We start from the raw sequence: 16,098 nt of genomic DNA on the forward strand, positions 1-16,098 counted from the left end.
GGTGTGCGATCGATTTTTACGGCGCGTTTTTACGACAGTAAAGCGAAGGGACGTTTGACGCGGCAAAAATCCAGGCCCCCCGATACTCATCGATCATCAGGCTCAGCTCTCTACCCGGCGTGCGGTAAAAACCCGGTAGCGTTGCGTTGATATCAGCCTCATCCGCATTATCGGCAAAGGTTTTAACAATACGATTGTTATTTAACACGCGCGCGTTCTCATGGTCACTGTAGTGAAAATAGATGGTACGATTAACTTCAGTAACCGTCTGACCAAATAATTTACCGTTAATAACCGTAGCCCCCTCCCGATGCTGCATCCGCCAGGAAACCGTACCCACAAATCGGTTTTTACCAATCGTCCATTCCACATCTCCCGTACAGCGTATCGGCGTACTCGATAAATGCGAATAAGCTAACCAGCCACTGCTGACAGCGGCCGCCAGAAATGCCGCCAGCAAAATGATACGGTTCCGGTGAGTCATCATTTCTCGTGCGCCCAAAAATAATGGGTGGTACATAACGCCGTCGCGTCCCTTCGCGCATCGTTATTACAGACAAACGCCGCGATTCGCTCCGTTTTACTATAGCCGACGAGAAAAACGTATCGTTTTTCGGCACACAGACCGGGATTATTGTTTAGCAGGCGCACGTAATGATCCTGAATATGTTCGTTAGGTGCATAAAAAAGTTGGCAGGCATGGGGCATGCTGCCTGTTGAAAGGGGAATGTAGTGACTAAACGGCATGTTCTGGTGCTTTTTATATAATATCCCCCCGTTGATAAGCGCGATCAACAAAAGCGTTGCGGTCGTTATTATCAGCCAGGCTGGCCTCTGCCTGGCGGCGCCCTTGGCAACGAGCACGTCTTTATTGGCTATGACTGGCTCAGCGGTTGGAACAAATAACTCAACCTCGGTAGCCTCGGAAAGCATAAGCCCGCGACGCGAAATCGTTTTTACCGTATCGCGCGGTAAGCCCACCTCAGCGAGGGCATTGCGTAATGTCAAAATAGCCTGGTAAAAGGTATTCGGCGTAGTGACGTCATTGCGCTCCCCCCATCCCACCACCATTAACTGGTTTTGCGAAATTATTTCTCCGGGATGGGTGATGAGATAAAGAAAACAGAGGTTGGCAGGAAGCTGCAATTGTATCGAGCGCCCGGTAATATGATTTACCAGGTTTTTGTTTTCTGGATCATACTCGACCAATTTGTTAATAAGATACAATTTTCCTTTCCTCAGCAATAACAACCCTTAACTATATACACCAGAAAGATATACGTATATTTAACAACAGTATAGGTCAGAAGGATCAGGACGCGATACCACCCCAACTAAGATTAAGAATAACACATTGTTTTTCAATCAGTTAAAAGACAGTTTTCTTAGGTTTCTCTCATCTAAAACGACATAATGAGATTTCATTACACTTCGCCCGGCCCACTCATTATATTGAGCCCCAAGTCGCGAAAAGACTGTCGTTACAGCCGATTTAAGAAACGAATCTTTAGCTATTAGTGCTATTTCGTAAATCGTCCTGCGGGATTTTTTTTGTCGAATAATCTTAAGGGGCTGAAGAATAGTCCTGGAATACGATGGCCAAAGTATGTCCTTTCGCTATGGCTACGGCCTGACAAAATAGACATCACCAGGAATTTATATTCTTCACCACTATTTATCATAAACAAGAGAGGGGCACGGGATATGTTTCAAGATTGACACATTTGGATGGCAGTGAAATATTGACAGTGAAAATAAGACAGGAGTGGACTGAATGATGACATCGTCGCATAAGGTTGTCCGCTGTATGAGCTGTGAATTGTCCTGTCAGTTATTTCCAGATAACGCAGTACGTTCACAATATTGTGGAAATGCCTCATTCGCAGTTTGGCCTGGTGGTAACCATTTCCTGCAGATTGCAGTAGAAAATAAAATATTGCAAGGAAACAAGAATCACTTATTACGCGGCTTTATATTTGTAGACTTTTCGTTTTGCAACCTGCGCGTACTTGCCGATCCGCAATGGATTGAACGTCTGGTGAGAACTAACATGAACATCGTGATTATCACAGACCGCAAGCTGGAAGCATTGGCCAATTATTTTTTCATGCAGCGCAGTGAAATAAAGGGAATTATTTATTCGAATGACAACGACATTATATTAAAGGAAAAAATCAGCCATCTTTTCTCCGGGAGACGGTTAAATAGCAGTCGCGGCAGCATGTTGAACGCTGTTGAATTTACGTTACTGAACAGATTTTTGTCAGGTGCTTGCCTCCAGGAGATTATAAAATCAGACGGCATTGATGTTAAAAAAATTTATGTTCATAAAATACGACTTGAGAGGAAGTTAGGCACCAGTATTCATAAAATTCTCGTTTCTATTTTGTAATTTCAACCTGTTTACCTACCCACATTTAATGGTGTGGAGGATGTTCTACGCCTGAAAGAAAGGGGGCAGTCATGCCATATTTAATGAAACACTCACCAGTCGCCACTGCGATTTCGCTGGCGTTAACGTCAGCGCTATTTACCGCACATGCAGCGGTAATAGATTTTGCTAATTTACCTGCCTCCGGAGCGGTAACGGATTTGCCTGCAGAAATACAGGCGCTGATACCCGCAACGGCAAACGCGAACTTTAGCAAAAATACCGGCGATCCTAACTATGTCTACCAGTACAGCCCGGGGAATATCCCGATTTACGGAGATGGGATCACCCTCGAAGGGCCTGGGGCGGAAGCCTTTGAGCATTCCGTTACCGTTATTCAGAACTCCACGTCCGGCAGCCCGGGCGTGATATTTGGTGACGATCTGACTATTCGCACCCAGTCAAAAGTGGCTGCCAATAATGGTAAAGACGTCGACGGTATTCGTACCCACGGGATGAACACGCCGGCCAACCCGGTATTTATCATTACCGGCGACCGCACCCATATCTACGTTAACGGCCAAAGCGGTGACGGCATCAATGCCGGGTACAGCTCCTTCAGTCAGGGTTCTCTCGGCTCCGCCAATATTTATGTGGGTGACGATCTCTATATCGAAACCACGGGCAGCACCGGGCGCGGGATTAGCGCTTATGCACTGAATGATGCGTCGAAGGCAAAAAATAACGTTATCGTCGGCGATCGTGCGCATATTGTGACGCGCGGGACTTACGCTGAGGGCATTCGTACCAACCAGAGCGGCTCATACGTCCGGCTGGGCGATGAGGCGACCATCGAAACGTACGGCACATCGGCCTATGGCCTATACGCGGGCTCTGCGTCAAAAATTGAGCTAGGCGAAAGCGCGACGATTACCACCGACGCGGCCAGTGCCTCCGGGGTTTATTCTACCGGCTCGTCAACCATCACCCTTGATGAAGGCGCCACCATTACGACCAACGGTGCCAGTGCGCACGGCGTCTACGCGTACACCGGTGCGGTGAATCTGGGAGATAACGTCACCATTGCGGTAAACAGCAGCGAGAAAACCAGCAGCTCCGCGCAGGCGCCGCACGGGATGTATGCCTGGTCGCGCGGCGTGATAGCGCTCGCGGGTGGTGCAACCATTACCACCGCAGGCCAGCGCGACAGCGGTAGCTATGCCCTGAACGCCAGTAACGGCGGGGTGATTGATGCGTCCGCAGGAGGCAAGTTCATCCTCAACGGCGATATCCTTTCCGCAGGCGGCGTCGCGGCCACCAGCACGCTTCCGGCACAAAACAGTACCATTACGCTGACTATGGATGACAACTCCCTGTGGAACGGAGCGTCCTTCATTGAGAGCAACGCCGCGGGTACCGGTACTCTCGCACTGACGATGAATGATGCCGTCTGGAATCTGCGCGACAGCTCCACGCTGACCAGCCTGACGCTGAATGCGGGCGGCACGATTAATTTCCAGCATGCAGAGGATGCGGCGTGGCAAACGCTGACCATCAAGGATGATTTTATCGGCAACGGCGGCAAGCTGGTCTTCAATACCGTGCTGTTTGACGACACTTCGGAAACGGACAAACTGATCGTTGAAGGCAACACCTCCGGTCATACCGGGGTGGAAGTGAACAACATTGGCGGTGCCGGCGCGCAACCCGTAGAAGGGATTGAAATTGTCAGCGTTGGCGGCAACTCTGAGGGGACGTTTGAGAAGGCTAGCCGTATCGTGGCGGGGGGCTATGACTATAACGTGGTGCAAAAAGGTAAAAACTGGTTTTTGACCAGCCTGGTCGAGCCCGTTGATCCTGTAGACCCACCGGTCGACCCCGTAGATCCACCTGTTGACCCAGTGGACCCGGTAGATCCGCCCGTTGACCCGGTGATCCCGCCGCAAGAGCCGGTCCCCCCAGCCGCACCACCGAAAAGCGAGCACCAGTATCGCCCGGAATTTGGCAGCTATCTGGCAAACAGCTATGCGGCCAATACGCTGTTTATGACCCGTCTGCACGATCGTCTGGGTGAAACGCAGTACACCGACATGCTTACGGGCGAGCAGAAAGTGACGAGCCTGTGGATGCGTAACGTCGGCGGTCATACGCGTTTTAACGACGGCAGCGGCCAGCTAAAAACCACCGCCAATCGCTACGTGCTGCAGCTGGGTGGCGATGTCGCCCAGTGGAGCACCGATGGCCTGGACCGTTGGCATCTTGGCCTGATGGCAGGCTACGGCAACAGCCACAGCCGGAGCGCTTCCAGCCTGACCGGCTACCGCTCACGCGGTGAAGTGAATGGCTATAGCGTCGGTCTGTACGGTACCTGGTACGCAAACGAGGCGGATAAAAGTGGCACCTACGTTGATAGCTGGGTGCTGTATAACTGGTTCGACAATAAGGTAATGGGGCAGGATCAGGCCACTGAGAGTTATCGTTCCAGCGGCGTGACCGCCTCTGTTGAAGCGGGCTATAGCGTTAAGGTGGGCGAAAGCGACCGCAACAGCTACTGGATCCAGCCGAAAGCGCAGGCCGTTTGGATGGACGTGCAGGCTGACGATCATCGCGAGCGCAACGGCACGCGGGTGAAAGACGAGACTCAGGGCAACCTGATGACACGTCTCGGCGTGAAGGCCTACATCAGCGGACATAACGCGATTGACGACGGTAAATCACGGACCTTCCAGCCGTTTATCGAAGCGAACTGGATCCACAACACCCAGACCACGCGTATCCGCATGGATGACATCAGCAATGACATGCGTGGTACGCGCAATATCGGTGAACTCAAGACCGGCGTAGAGGGGCAGATTACGCCGCAGCTTAGCGTATGGGGCAACGTGGCTCAGCAGATAGGCGATAAAGGCTACAGCGATACGCAGGGGATGTTAGGGGTGAAATACAGCTTCAAATAAAAATATTTAAGCCGCTGTTTGCTCAGCGGCTTTTTTTGCTTCAGGCAATATCATCGCTGGTACTGGCCAGGATGATTTCAACCTTACTGGATTTCAGGTGAGTTTGCAGAGCCGAGCCAGGCATCTCATCGGTGAAGAGTGCCGTGGCCTGCGCCACGTTGCCAATCTCTACCGCCGCGGATGCGGTAAATTTCGTATGATCGGCTGCGAGCAGAATGTGGCGAGCGTGGGCGATCATGGTTTTCACCACGCTGGCTTCATTGACGTCAAACTCCATCATCGCGCCGTCGTGCTCAATTGCCCCCACGCTGGTGACGAGATAATCCGCCCGAAAACCAGACACAAACGCCGTTGCCGCAGGCCCGATAATCCCGCCATTGTGCGGGCGCAGCGTGCCGCCAGGCACCATCACTTCAAAGCGCGGGTTTTTATACAGAATATGCGCCACCCGCAGGCTGTTGGTGATAATGCGCAGGTGGTTATGGTTGAGCAGCGCCCGGGCAACGTGCTCCACGGTCGTGCCGATGGTGATGAAAATAGTCGAGCCATCGGGAATATAGTCCGCAATGGCTTCGGCAATCGCCCGCTTCTCTTCGGTAAGCGAGACTTCACGCTGCTCGAACGCCGTGTTCACCACGCTGGATGCCCTGCCCGCCCCGCCATGATGACGCGTGATCAGCCCCTGCTCGCTGAGCTTACGGATATCCCGGCGCACGGTTTGCGTGGAGACATCCAGCAGCTGCGCCAGTTCATCAATGTTCATATAGCCGCGATCGGCAATCAGCGTCAGCAGCTGATCGTGACGCGGGTTGCCGGTCAGTTCGGTAAGGCTCATGGGCTGTCCTCTGAAAACCATCACGCCCCGCATTTTATACAAAAAGTGACAAAAAAGAGCGGGTTTGATCACAGTCGGGTATACCCGCGCGTCCACCGGGCTTTGTGCATTTCAGCGCTGCGACGGCGCTGGCAAAACGCACGGCGTCTGCGGCGGGCAATTGCTGCCCCAGGCTGACCGCCAGCGCACCGTGGAAAACGTCGCCCGCCCCGGTGGTATCCACCACGTTCACCTCAAAGCCAGGCTGATGACACAATGCACCGTTTTCCAGCCAGAAGCACCCGTCTCGCCCCTGCGTAACATACACATGTCCATTTGTGAGCGTTTGTGCTTTTCTCAGGGCATTTTCTTTTTCGTCCCGCTGCGTAAGGCGCCGCAGCCCTGGCGCGGAGAAGGCCGCGTGATCGCTTAAAGCGATCAGCTCCGCGATGTCCTGCGGGGTGACATCCGCATCAAGCAACGTCGGAACGCCCTGCTGACGGGCCAGGGTAAATGCCTGTTTTGCCCCGTCATGCCAGCGCACATCGGCTAAGACAATATCCCACTGAGAGAAGTCGATTTCATGCAGCCAGTCTGCCGCCGCAGGGAGATCGGGGCTGGGGTAGTTGGCAATCACACGCTCTCCGCTTGCGTCCACCAGCACCGCCGATTGTGACGATCGGGCCCCCTTAAACACGCGCGTGTAGCGGGTCTTCACCCCCAGGGATTCCAGCTCCGCGAGCAGCCGTCTTCCGGTATCGTCATCACCCACCCGGCCAATAAAATCCACTTCCGCGCCCAGTTTCGCCGCCGCCACTGCCGCCGTTGCCGCCGGGCCGCCGCCCACCTCCGTATAGTCTTTTGCGACATATTTCCCACCTTCTTTTGGTAAATCATCGAGATACCAGATGCGATCCAGCACGGTAATGCCGACACAAACGATGCGAGTCATGGTGATTCCTTCTGCGATTTCTGATGCCTTCATTTTAATTTCATCAAATGTTTAAAAAGTGACCCGTGTCAATTTTTTGACTATAAATTACAAATACGATCAAAAACAGACAACATAAACGCGCAAAAATTGACACGATGTGACAGGAGAAAGGCATGTCAGCAATCGCATTTATCGGCTTAGGGCAGATGGGCGCGCCAATGGCGAAGAATCTGTTGAAACAAGGTCACCAGCTTAACGTCTTTGACGTAAACCCGCAGGCGATTCAGGCGCTGGTTGAAAGCGGCGCTCGGGCGGCGGCAACGCCCGCGCAGGCAGCAACGGACGCCGAATTCGTGATCACCATGCTGCCAAACGGCGACCTGGTACGCAGCGTCCTGTTCGGCGAGCACGGCGTGTGCGAAGGGTTATCCCGCAACGCACTGGTCATTGATATGTCCACCATTCACCCGCTGCAAACCGACGCGCTGATACGCGACATGGCTGAGCAAGGCTTCAGCCTGATGGACGTGCCCGTCGGGCGCACCTCTGACCATGCCATCGCCGGCACGCTGCTCCTGCTGGCAGGCGGCACGGCGCAGCAGGTTGAGCGCGCCACCCCGGTCTTAATGGCGATGGGCAATGAGCTGATTAACGCCGGCGGGCCAGGCATGGGCATCCGCGTGAAGCTTATCAATAACTACATGAGCATTGCCCTGAACGCCCTTTCCGCCGAGGCCGCCGTGCTGTGCGAAGCGCTTGGCCTCTCCTTTGACGTGGCGCTCAAGGTCATGAGCGGTACGCCTGCGGGTAAAGGCCACTTCACGACATCCTGGCCGAACAAGGTGCTGAAAGGGGATCTTTCTCCCGCCTTCATGATCGACCTTGCGCATAAAGATCTGGGGATCGCCCTCGACGTGGCCAACCAGCTCCACGTTCCGATGCCGCTGGGCGCGGCTTCCCGCGAAGTTTACAACCAGGCACGCGCCGCTGGGCGCGGGCGCGAGGACTGGACGGCCATTCTTGAACAGGTTCGCGCATCTGCCGGGCTGAAAAAATCACACTGATACGAAAGGACTGAGGAATGACGATGTACACCCTGAAAGATATCACCCGACCTTCCGGCGGTTTTGCAATGCTGGCCGTGGATCAGCGCGAAGCGATGCGCCTGATGTTTGCCGCCGCAGGCGCGCCGGTGCCGGTAACCGACCAGCACCTGACCGATTTTAAGGTCAACGCGGCAAAAATTCTGTCGCCGTACGCCTCTGCCATTCTCGTCGACCAGCAGTTCTGCTATCGCCAGATTGTCGAGCAGCAGGCCGTGGCCAACAGCTGCGCGATGATTGTGGCCGCCGACGAATTTATTCCGGGGAACGGTATTCCGGTCGACAGCGTGGCGATCGACAAGAACGTCGACGCGCAGGCGGTTAAACGCGATGGCGGCAAAGCACTGAAGCTGCTGGTGCTGTGGCGCAGCGATGAAGATCCGCAGCAGCGCCTGGAGATGGTGAAAGCGTTCAATACGCTGTGCCACGATAACGGTCTGCTGAGCATTATCGAGCCGGTGGTGCGTCCGCCACGTCGCGGTGCCGCGTTTAACCGCGAACAGGCGATTATCGACGCGGCCAAAGAGCTGGGCGACAGCGGTGCCGACCTCTACAAAGTGGAGATGCCGCTGTTTGGCAAGGGCACGCAGCAGGCGCTGCTGACGGCCTCGCAGAAGCTGAACGAGAACATCGCCATGCCGTGGGTGATCCTCTCCTCCGGCGTGGACGATAAGCTGTTCCCGCGCGCCGTGAGCGTGGCGATGCAGGCTGGGGCATCGGGCTTTTTAGCCGGTCGCGCCGTCTGGTCCTCGGTGATTGGCCTGCCGGATACCGAGCTGATGCTGCGTGATATTTCCGTCCCCAAACTTCAGCGTCTGGGTGAGATCGTCGACGAAATGATGGCTCGCCGTTAAGAAAGGATCCGAACATGAAATGGTTTAACACCCTGAGCCACAACCGCTGGCTCGAACAAGAGACCGACCGCATTCTCGATTTCGGCAAAAACGCCGCCGTACCGACCGGCTTTGGCTGGCTGGGCAATAACGGGCAGGTGCGCAGCGATATGGGCACCCATCTGTGGATCACCGCCCGCATGCTTCACGTGTACGCGGTGGCGGCGAACATGGGCCGTCCCGGCGCGTATACGCTGGTTGAACACGGCATTAATGCCCTCAACGGCCCGCTGCGCGACAAACAGCACGGCGGCTGGTACGCCTGCGTTAACGATGAAGGCGTGATTGATGCGTCCAAGCAGGGTTATCAGCACTTCTTCGTCCTGCTGGGTGCGGCGAGCGCCGTCACCACCGGCCATCCGCAGGCGCGGAGGCTGCTGGACGATGCCATCGAGGTGATTGAGCGTTACTTCTGGAGCGAACAGGAGCAGATGTGCCTGGAGTCATGGGATGAAGCCTTCAGCAAAACGGAAGATTACCGCGGCGGTAACGCCAACATGCACGCCGTGGAAGCCTTCCTGATCGTTTATGACGTGACCCACGACCGTAAATGGCTCGACCGCGCCCTGCGCATCGCGTCGGTAATTATTCATGACGTGGCGCGCAAAGGTGAGTACCGCGTTAACGAGCATTTCGACACCGACTGGAACCCAATCCGCGATTACAACATTGATAATCCCGCCCACCGCTTCCGCGCCTACGGCGGCACGCCGGGACACTGGATTGAGTGGGGCCGCCTGATGTTGCACCTGCGCGCCGCGCTGGAAGCGCGCTTTGAGACCCCGCCGGAATGGCTGCTGGAAGATGCGAAAGGCCTGTTCCACGCCACCATCCGCGACGCCTGGGCACCCGACGGCGCCGACGGGTTTGTCTACTCCGTGGGCTGGGACGGCAAGCCAATCGTCCGCGAACGCGTGCGCTGGCCAATCGTCGAGGCGATGGGTACGGCCTATGCCCTCTATACCGTGACCGGCGAGGCGAAGTACGAAGCCTGGTATCAGAAGTGGTGGGATTACTGCATCAAATACCTGATGGACTACGAAAACGGTTCGTGGTGGCAGGAGCTGGACACCAATAACGAAGTGACCACCAAAGTCTGGGACGGCAAGCAGGATATTTACCATCTGCTGCACTGCCTGGTGATCCCCCGCCTGCCGCTGGCCCCGGGCTTAGCCCCTGCCGTCGCCGCCGGATTACTGGATAGCCAGGCCAAATAATTAAGACGGAGTGTTTATGCGTACCCTACACAATATTGACCTGAAAAATAACGAAAGTGGCTTCACCCTGCGCTGGCAGGACCGTCTGATTTTATCCCACACCGCGGATGCCCCTTGCCTGTGGATTGGCGCAGGCGAGGCGGATATCGAGATGTTTCGCGGCAACTTCAGCATCAAAGACAAGCTCAACGAAAAGATTGCCCTGACGGACGCGACCGTCACGCAGCAAAGCGCGGGCTGGGCGATCCGCTTTACCCGCGGCGATGCGGTAAGCGCGACGCTGCTGGTGGGCGTGGATGCGGAAGGCCGTCTGGAGCTGAAGCTGAAAAATGACGCCGCCAGCCATAACCGCATCTGGCTGCGGCTGGCGGCGCAGCCAGACGATCATATTTACGGCTGCGGCGAGCAGTTCTCGTATTTCGATTTGCGCGGCAAGCCGTTCCCGCTGTGGACCAGCGAGCAGGGTGTGGGCCGTAACAAGCAGACCTACGTCACCTGGCAGGCCGACTGCAAAGAGAACGCGGGCGGCGACTACTACTGGACCTTCTTCCCGCAGCCTACCTTCGTGAGCACCCAGAAGTACTACTGCCACGTGGATAACAGCTGTTATATGAACTTCGACTTCAGCGCGCCGGATTTCCACGAGCTGGCGTTCTGGGAAGATAACGCCACGCTGCGCTTCGAATGTGCGGAAACGTACGTCGATCTGCTGGAAAAACTGACCGGTCTGCTGGGGCGTCAGCCGGAGCTGCCGGACTGGGTGTACGACGGCGTGACGCTGGGCATTCAGGGCGGCACCGAGGTGTGCCAGCAGAAGCTCGACGCCATGCGCGAGGGCGGCGTGAAGGTAAACGGCATCTGGGCGCAGGACTGGTCCGGCATTCGCATGACCTCCTTCGGCAAGCGCGTGATGTGGAACTGGAAGTGGAACAGCGCGCTCTATCCGCAGCTTGATGCGCGGATTGCGAAGTGGAAAGAGGAAGGCGTGCAGTTCCTCTCCTATATCAACCCGTACGTCGCCAGCGATAAAGATCTCTGCGAAGAGGCCGCGAAACGCGGCTATCTGACCAAAAACGCCAACGGCGAGGACTACCACGTCGAGTTCGGCGAGTTCTACGCGGGCGTTATCGACCTGACCAACCCGGCAGCCTACGACTGGTACAAAGAGGTCATTAAAAAGAACCTGATCGAACTGGGCTGCGGCGGCTGGATGGCCGATTTCGGGGAGTACCTGCCGACCGACACCTTCCTGCATAACGGCGTGAGCGCGGAGATCATGCATAACGCCTGGCCTGCCCTGTGGGCCAAATGTAACTACGAAGCGCTTCAGGAGACCGGCAAGCTCGGCGAGATCCTGTTCTTCATGCGCGCGGGCTATACCGGCAGCCAGAAGCACTCGGTGATGATGTGGGCGGGGGATCAGAACGTCGACTGGAGCCTGGACGACGGTCTGGCGTCCGTCATCCCTGCGGCGCTGTCGCTGGCGATGACCGGGCACGGCCTGCACCACAGCGACATCGGCGGCTATACGACCCTGTTCGAGATGAAGCGCAGCAAAGAGCTGCTGCTGCGCTGGTGCGACTTCAGCGCCTTTACGCCGATGATGCGTACCCATGAGGGCAACCGTCCCGGCGACAACTGGCAGTTCGACGACGACGCGGAAACCATCGCGCACTTCGCGCGCATGACCACCGTCTTCACCACCCTGAAGCCGTACATCAAAGCCGCGGTCGCGCAGAACGCGAAAAGCGGCCTGCCGGTGATGCGCCCGCTGTTCCTGCACTATGAAGACGACGCGCGCGCCTACACGCTGAAATACCAGTACCTGTTTGGCCGCGATCTGCTGGTAGCGCCGGTTCATGAAGAGGGGCGCCGCGACTGGTCGCTCTATCTGCCGCAGGACAGCTGGGTGAATGCGTGGACCGGGGAAATCTGCCGGGGCGGTGACGTGACCGTAGATGCCCCGCTCGGCAAGCCGCCGGTCTTCTACCGCCAGCACAGCGAATGGGCAGATCTGTTTAGCACCTTACGTCATATCTGATAAGGCTCGCCCGCGGGGCAACCTGCGGGCAGACGGAGAACAATAATGAGTCAACATACTTCCGATCCGGCAACCCTGCGCCTGCCGTTTAAAGAAAAACTCGCCTACGGGATGGGCGATCTCGGCTCAAACATCCTGCTGGATATCGGCACGCTTTATCTGCTGAAGTTTTACACCGACGTGCTGGGGCTGCCGGGCACCTACGGCGGAATTATCTTCCTGATTGCGAAGTTCTTTACCGCCTTCACCGATATGGGCACCGGGATCATGCTCGACTCCCGGCGCAGGATCGGCCCGAAAGGGAAATTCCGCCCGTTCGTACTCTATGCGGCGTTCCCGGTGACCTTACTGGCGATTGCCAACTTCGTTGGCACGCCGTTTGAAATCACCGGTAAAACGGTGATGGCGACGGTGCTGTTCATGCTGTACGGCCTGTTCTTCAGCATGATGAACTGCTCCTACGGCGCGATGGTACCGGCCATTACCAAAAACCCGGACGAGCGCGCCTCGCTGGCCGCCTGGCGCCAGGGCGGCGCTACGCTGGGCCTGCTGCTCTGTACCGTGGGTTTTGTTCCGGTGATGAACCTGATTGAAGGCAATGACCAGCTTGGCTATATCTTTGCCGCCACCCTCTTCTCGCTGTTCGGACTGTTTTTTATGTGGTGGTGCTACAAGGGGGTGACCGAGCGTTACGTCGAGGCGCAGCCCGTTAACCCGGCGCAAAAACCGGGGCTGCTGCAGTCGTTTCGCGCCATCGCCGGGAACCGTCCGCTGTTTATCCTGTGCATCGCTAACCTGTGCACGCTGGGCGCCTTTAACGTCAAACTCGCCATTCAGGTTTACTACACGCAGTACGTGCTGAACGACCCGATCCTGCTGTCGTACATGGGCTTCTTCAGCATGGGCTGTATTTTTATCGGCGTCTTTATGATGCCCGGCGCGGTGCGGCGATTCGGCAAGAAAAAGGTCTACATCAGCGGGCTGATGATTTGGGTGGCGGGCGATCTGCTCAACTACTTCTTCGGCGGCGGCTCGGTGAGCTTTGTGGCGTTCTCCTGCCTGGCCTTTTTCGGCTCCGCGTTCGTGAACAGCCTGAACTGGGCGCTGGTGTCCGATACCGTGGAGTACGGTGAGTGGCGCACCGGCGTGCGCTCCGAAGGAACGGTGTATACCGGTTTTACCTTCTTCAGGAAGGTCTCCCAGGCGCTGGCGGGCTTCTTCCCGGGGATCATGCTCACGCAGATCGGCTATGTGCCCAACGTGGTGCAATCCAGTGGCACGGTTGAAGGGCTGCGGCAGCTGATATTTATCTACCCGAGCCTGCTGGCAGTTATCACCATCTTGGCGATGGGCTGCTTCTACAACCTCAACGAGAAGATGTATGTGCGCATCGTCGAAGAGATCGAACTGCGCAAACGTACGGCATAATGACGTGATAGAGCGCCCTGCGGGGCGCTTTGAGGATCGACCATGACACATAATACTGATCCGTTAACCCTCAAATTGAGCCTGCGAGAGAAGTGCGCCTACGGGATGGGCGATTTTGGCTCGAACCTGATGCTGTGTATTGGCACGCTGTATCTGCTGAAGTTTTACACCGATGAACTGGGCATGCCGGCGTTCTACGGCGGCATTATTTTCCTCGTCGCGAAGTTTTTCACCGCGTTTACCGACATGCTGACCGGGGTGCTGCTCGACTCCCGGCGTAATATCGGCGCGCGGGGGAAATTCCGGCCATTTATTCTTTACGCCTCCGTCCCGGTGGCGCTGGTCGCGACGGCGCAGTTTATGGCCAACGACTTTAGCCTGACGGTGAAAACGGCGCTCGCCACCGTGCTCTTCATGATGTTTGGGCTCTGCTACAGCCTGATGAACTGCGCCTACGGTGCGATGGTCCCTGCCATCACCAAAAACCCGAACGAGCGCGCGCAGCTGGCGGCGTGGCGACAGGGCGGCGCAACGGTGGGGCTGTTACTCTGCACCGTCGGCTTTATGCCCATTCAGGCGCTGTTCGTCAGCCAGCCCTCCCTCGGCTATCTGGTGGCCGCGCTGGTGTTCGTTACCGGCGGCCTGTTCTGCATGTGGTGGTGCTACAGCGGGGTGAAAGAACGCTACGTCGAGCTTACGCCCGATCACCATAAGCCCGGCATTATGAAATCATTCTGCGCGATTTTCCGCAATCCACCGCTGCTGGTGCTGTGCATCGCCAACCTGTGTACCCTCGCCGCCTTCAACATCAAGCTGGCGATTCAGGTCTATTACACCCAGTACGTGCTGAACGATCTGCATCTGCTGTCGTGGATGGGCTTTTTCAGCATGGGCTGCATTCTGATTGGCGTGTTTCTGGTGCCCGGCGCGGTAAAGCGCTTTGGCAAGAAACCGGTCTATCTGGGCGGGCTGGCGCTGTGGGCGGTGGGCGACGTGCTGAATTTCTTCTGGGGGACCAGCTCCCTGCTGTTCGTGCTGTTTTCCTGCATGGCCTTCTTCGGCACGGCATTTGTGAATAGCCTGAACTGGGCGCTGGTGCCGGATACCGTTGATTACGGCGAGTGGAAAACCGGCATTCGCGCCGAAGGGTCAGTGTATACCGGCTATACCTTCTCGCGCAAAATCTCCGCCGCGCTCGCCGGTTTCCTGCCCGGCATCATGCTGACCCAGATTGGCTACGTTCCCCATGCGGTACAGAGCGCGGGCACGCTGCTGGGTTTGCGTCAGCTGATTTTCCTCTGGCCGTGCGGCCTGGCGATTGTTGCTGCCGTGACCATGGGGCTGTTTTATAAACTCAACGAAGCGCGCTTCGCCTTTATTATCGAGGAGATTGGAAAACGGAAGAAACAAACCGCGAATACCCCTGAGATAACCACCAACAATAAAGCGTCAGCAGTCACTTTATAACAATAAATCCGGCCACTATGTCCTTCCTGTTTATCAGGAGGGAGGCCTTTCTGTACCTGATACATGGACAAATTATGAAAAGAATCATCACTGTACTGATCGTGTCGTCTGTGTCCTGCCCGGTATTTGCCGGAGCCTATGTCGAAACGCGTGAAGCCTACAATACGGCCTCAGAGATGCACGAGGTGATCCTGCGTGCGGGCTATAACTTCGATATGGGCTCGGGACTGATGTTCACCAACGCCTATAACGTGGGTAAATGGGATGAACTTAAGCACAGCTATAACGAAATCGAGGGGTGGTATCCGCTCTTTAAGCCGACCGATAAACTCACCTTCCAGCCCGGCGGGTTGATTAACGACAGCAGCGCAGGTTCGGGTGGCGCGGTTTATTTGGATACCAATTATAAATTTACGGACTGGTTCAACCTGACGTTCCGCTATCGCTATAACCATAACAATTACGATACGCCGGACTATAACGGGCAGATGGATAAGAACGACACGCACGAATTTGCCAACTACTGGAATTTCAAAGTAACGGATGCATTTTTCTACACCTTTGAACCGCACTTTTTCCAGCGGGTGAATGATTATCACAGCAAAAATGGCAAAGACCATCACTGGGAAATTACCAATAAATTCAGTTACAGGATCGACAGAAACTGGCTGCCGTACCTCGAACTGCAGTGGCTGGACAGATGGAATGATTACAACCGGGAGCAGTACCGGATCCGTTTAGGGCTACGGTATTCGTTCTAGTAAAAGACCACCTTCTTAGAAGGTGGCTTTCTAGAATGCCCCCTGTAAGGGGGGCTATTGTTTCCTTCCTGTTTCTACTCTAGCAATTCCATCTGCTGTTCGTGCGTTTGTT

At 55.8% G+C, this 16,098-nt stretch carries 13 protein-coding genes; 9 read left to right on the plus strand and 4 right to left on the minus strand.

Annotation, left to right across the window (positions count from 1 at the left end):
* Positions 1 to 16: 16 nt before the first annotated feature.
* On the minus strand, positions 17 to 520 hold the full coding sequence (locus FHC52_RS15875) for a hypothetical protein (protein ID WP_229045978.1): 504 nt from the start codon (positions 518 to 520) through the stop codon (positions 17 to 19).
* The gene (locus FHC52_RS15880; RefSeq protein ID WP_126289400.1) at positions 484 to 1,227 is read right to left on the minus strand and encodes a winged helix-turn-helix domain-containing protein; all 744 of its coding nucleotides are present in this window, start codon (positions 1,225 to 1,227) and stop codon (positions 484 to 486) included. Before FHC52_RS15880 ends, FHC52_RS15875 begins: the two co-directional genes overlap by 37 nt.
* Positions 1,228 to 1,774: 547 nt before the next feature.
* Between FHC52_RS15880 and FHC52_RS15885 the strand changes: the two genes are divergently transcribed.
* Positions 1,775 to 2,392, plus strand: a complete 618-nt coding sequence (locus FHC52_RS15885; protein WP_032654224.1) for a hypothetical protein — start codon at positions 1,775 to 1,777, stop codon at positions 2,390 to 2,392.
* A gap of 71 nt (positions 2,393 to 2,463) precedes the next feature.
* The gene (locus tag FHC52_RS15890; RefSeq protein ID WP_220420143.1) at positions 2,464 to 5,328 is read left to right on the plus strand and encodes an autotransporter outer membrane beta-barrel domain-containing protein; all 2,865 of its coding nucleotides are present in this window, start codon (positions 2,464 to 2,466) and stop codon (positions 5,326 to 5,328) included.
* 40 nt (positions 5,329 to 5,368) lie between these two features.
* Here FHC52_RS15890 and FHC52_RS15895 read toward each other — a convergent pair whose 3' ends face one another.
* Positions 5,369 to 6,163 carry a DeoR/GlpR family DNA-binding transcription regulator gene (locus FHC52_RS15895; protein WP_021242785.1) on the minus strand — a complete coding sequence of 265 codons (795 nt, stop codon included), beginning with the start codon at positions 6,161 to 6,163 and terminating at the stop codon, positions 5,369 to 5,371.
* A gap of 34 nt (positions 6,164 to 6,197) precedes the next feature.
* Complete coding sequence (locus FHC52_RS15900) at positions 6,198 to 7,094, minus strand: sugar kinase (protein ID WP_126289396.1); 897 nt, start codon at positions 7,092 to 7,094, stop codon at positions 6,198 to 6,200.
* Positions 7,095 to 7,249: 155 nt separating this feature from the next.
* Between FHC52_RS15900 and yihU the strand changes: the two genes are divergently transcribed.
* The 7 genes from yihU (at position 7,250) to ompL (ending at position 15,986) form a co-directional block, all read left to right on the plus strand.
* Positions 7,250 to 8,140, plus strand: a complete 891-nt coding sequence (gene yihU / locus FHC52_RS15905; RefSeq protein WP_126289394.1) for a sulfolactaldehyde 3-reductase — start codon at positions 7,250 to 7,252, stop codon at positions 8,138 to 8,140.
* Positions 8,141 to 8,157: 17 nt separating this feature from the next.
* Positions 8,158 to 9,033 carry a sulfofructosephosphate aldolase gene (yihT, locus tag FHC52_RS15910; RefSeq protein ID WP_126289392.1) on the plus strand — a complete coding sequence of 292 codons (876 nt, stop codon included), beginning with the start codon at positions 8,158 to 8,160 and terminating at the stop codon, positions 9,031 to 9,033.
* Between the two features lie 14 nt (positions 9,034 to 9,047).
* Entirely contained in the window at positions 9,048 to 10,289 is a 1,242-nt protein-coding gene (gene yihS, locus FHC52_RS15915; RefSeq protein WP_126289390.1) for a sulfoquinovose isomerase, read from the plus strand.
* 16 nt (positions 10,290 to 10,305) lie between these two features.
* Positions 10,306 to 12,330 carry an alpha-glucosidase gene (locus FHC52_RS15920; protein WP_126289388.1) on the plus strand — a complete coding sequence of 675 codons (2,025 nt, stop codon included), beginning with the start codon at positions 10,306 to 10,308 and terminating at the stop codon, positions 12,328 to 12,330.
* A 45-nt stretch (positions 12,331 to 12,375) separates the two neighbouring features.
* Positions 12,376 to 13,758: an MFS transporter gene (locus tag FHC52_RS15925; protein WP_126289386.1), complete on the plus strand. Its 1,383-nt coding sequence runs from the start codon at positions 12,376 to 12,378 to the stop codon at positions 13,756 to 13,758.
* Between the two features lie 42 nt (positions 13,759 to 13,800).
* Entirely contained in the window at positions 13,801 to 15,225 is a 1,425-nt protein-coding gene (locus tag FHC52_RS15930; RefSeq protein WP_063616210.1) for an MFS transporter, read from the plus strand.
* A 74-nt stretch (positions 15,226 to 15,299) separates the two neighbouring features.
* The gene (gene ompL / locus FHC52_RS15935; RefSeq protein ID WP_039265615.1) at positions 15,300 to 15,986 is read left to right on the plus strand and encodes a porin OmpL; all 687 of its coding nucleotides are present in this window, start codon (positions 15,300 to 15,302) and stop codon (positions 15,984 to 15,986) included.
* Positions 15,987 to 16,098: the final 112 nt, after the last annotated feature.

Source organism: Enterobacter sp. EC_64, from assembly GCF_019584165.1.
Taxonomy (GTDB): domain Bacteria; phylum Pseudomonadota; class Gammaproteobacteria; order Enterobacterales; family Enterobacteriaceae; genus Enterobacter; species Enterobacter roggenkampii.

Bases quoted from the DNA above. Each gene is read 5' to 3' on its own strand.
- FHC52_RS15875 (WP_229045978.1), bottom strand. From the start codon at position 520: ATGTACCACCCATTATTTTTGGGCGCACGAGAAATGATGACTCACCGG.
- FHC52_RS15930 (WP_063616210.1), top strand. From the start codon at position 13,801: ATGACACATAATACTGATCCGTTAACCCTCAAATTGAGCCTGCGAGAG.
- ompL (WP_039265615.1), top strand. From the start codon at position 15,300: ATGAAAAGAATCATCACTGTACTGATCGTGTCGTCTGTGTCCTGCCCG.
- FHC52_RS15900 (WP_126289396.1), bottom strand. From the start codon at position 7,094: ATGACTCGCATCGTTTGTGTCGGCATTACCGTGCTGGATCGCATCTGG.
- FHC52_RS15920 (WP_126289388.1), top strand. From the start codon at position 10,306: ATGCGTACCCTACACAATATTGACCTGAAAAATAACGAAAGTGGCTTC.
- FHC52_RS15890 (WP_220420143.1), top strand. From the start codon at position 2,464: ATGCCATATTTAATGAAACACTCACCAGTCGCCACTGCGATTTCGCTG.
- FHC52_RS15925 (WP_126289386.1), top strand. From the start codon at position 12,376: ATGAGTCAACATACTTCCGATCCGGCAACCCTGCGCCTGCCGTTTAAA.
- yihT (WP_126289392.1), top strand. From the start codon at position 8,158: ATGACGATGTACACCCTGAAAGATATCACCCGACCTTCCGGCGGTTTT.
- FHC52_RS15885 (WP_032654224.1), top strand. From the start codon at position 1,775: ATGATGACATCGTCGCATAAGGTTGTCCGCTGTATGAGCTGTGAATTG.
- FHC52_RS15895 (WP_021242785.1), bottom strand. From the start codon at position 6,163: ATGAGCCTTACCGAACTGACCGGCAACCCGCGTCACGATCAGCTGCTG.
- yihS (WP_126289390.1), top strand. From the start codon at position 9,048: ATGAAATGGTTTAACACCCTGAGCCACAACCGCTGGCTCGAACAAGAG.
- yihU (WP_126289394.1), top strand. From the start codon at position 7,250: ATGTCAGCAATCGCATTTATCGGCTTAGGGCAGATGGGCGCGCCAATG.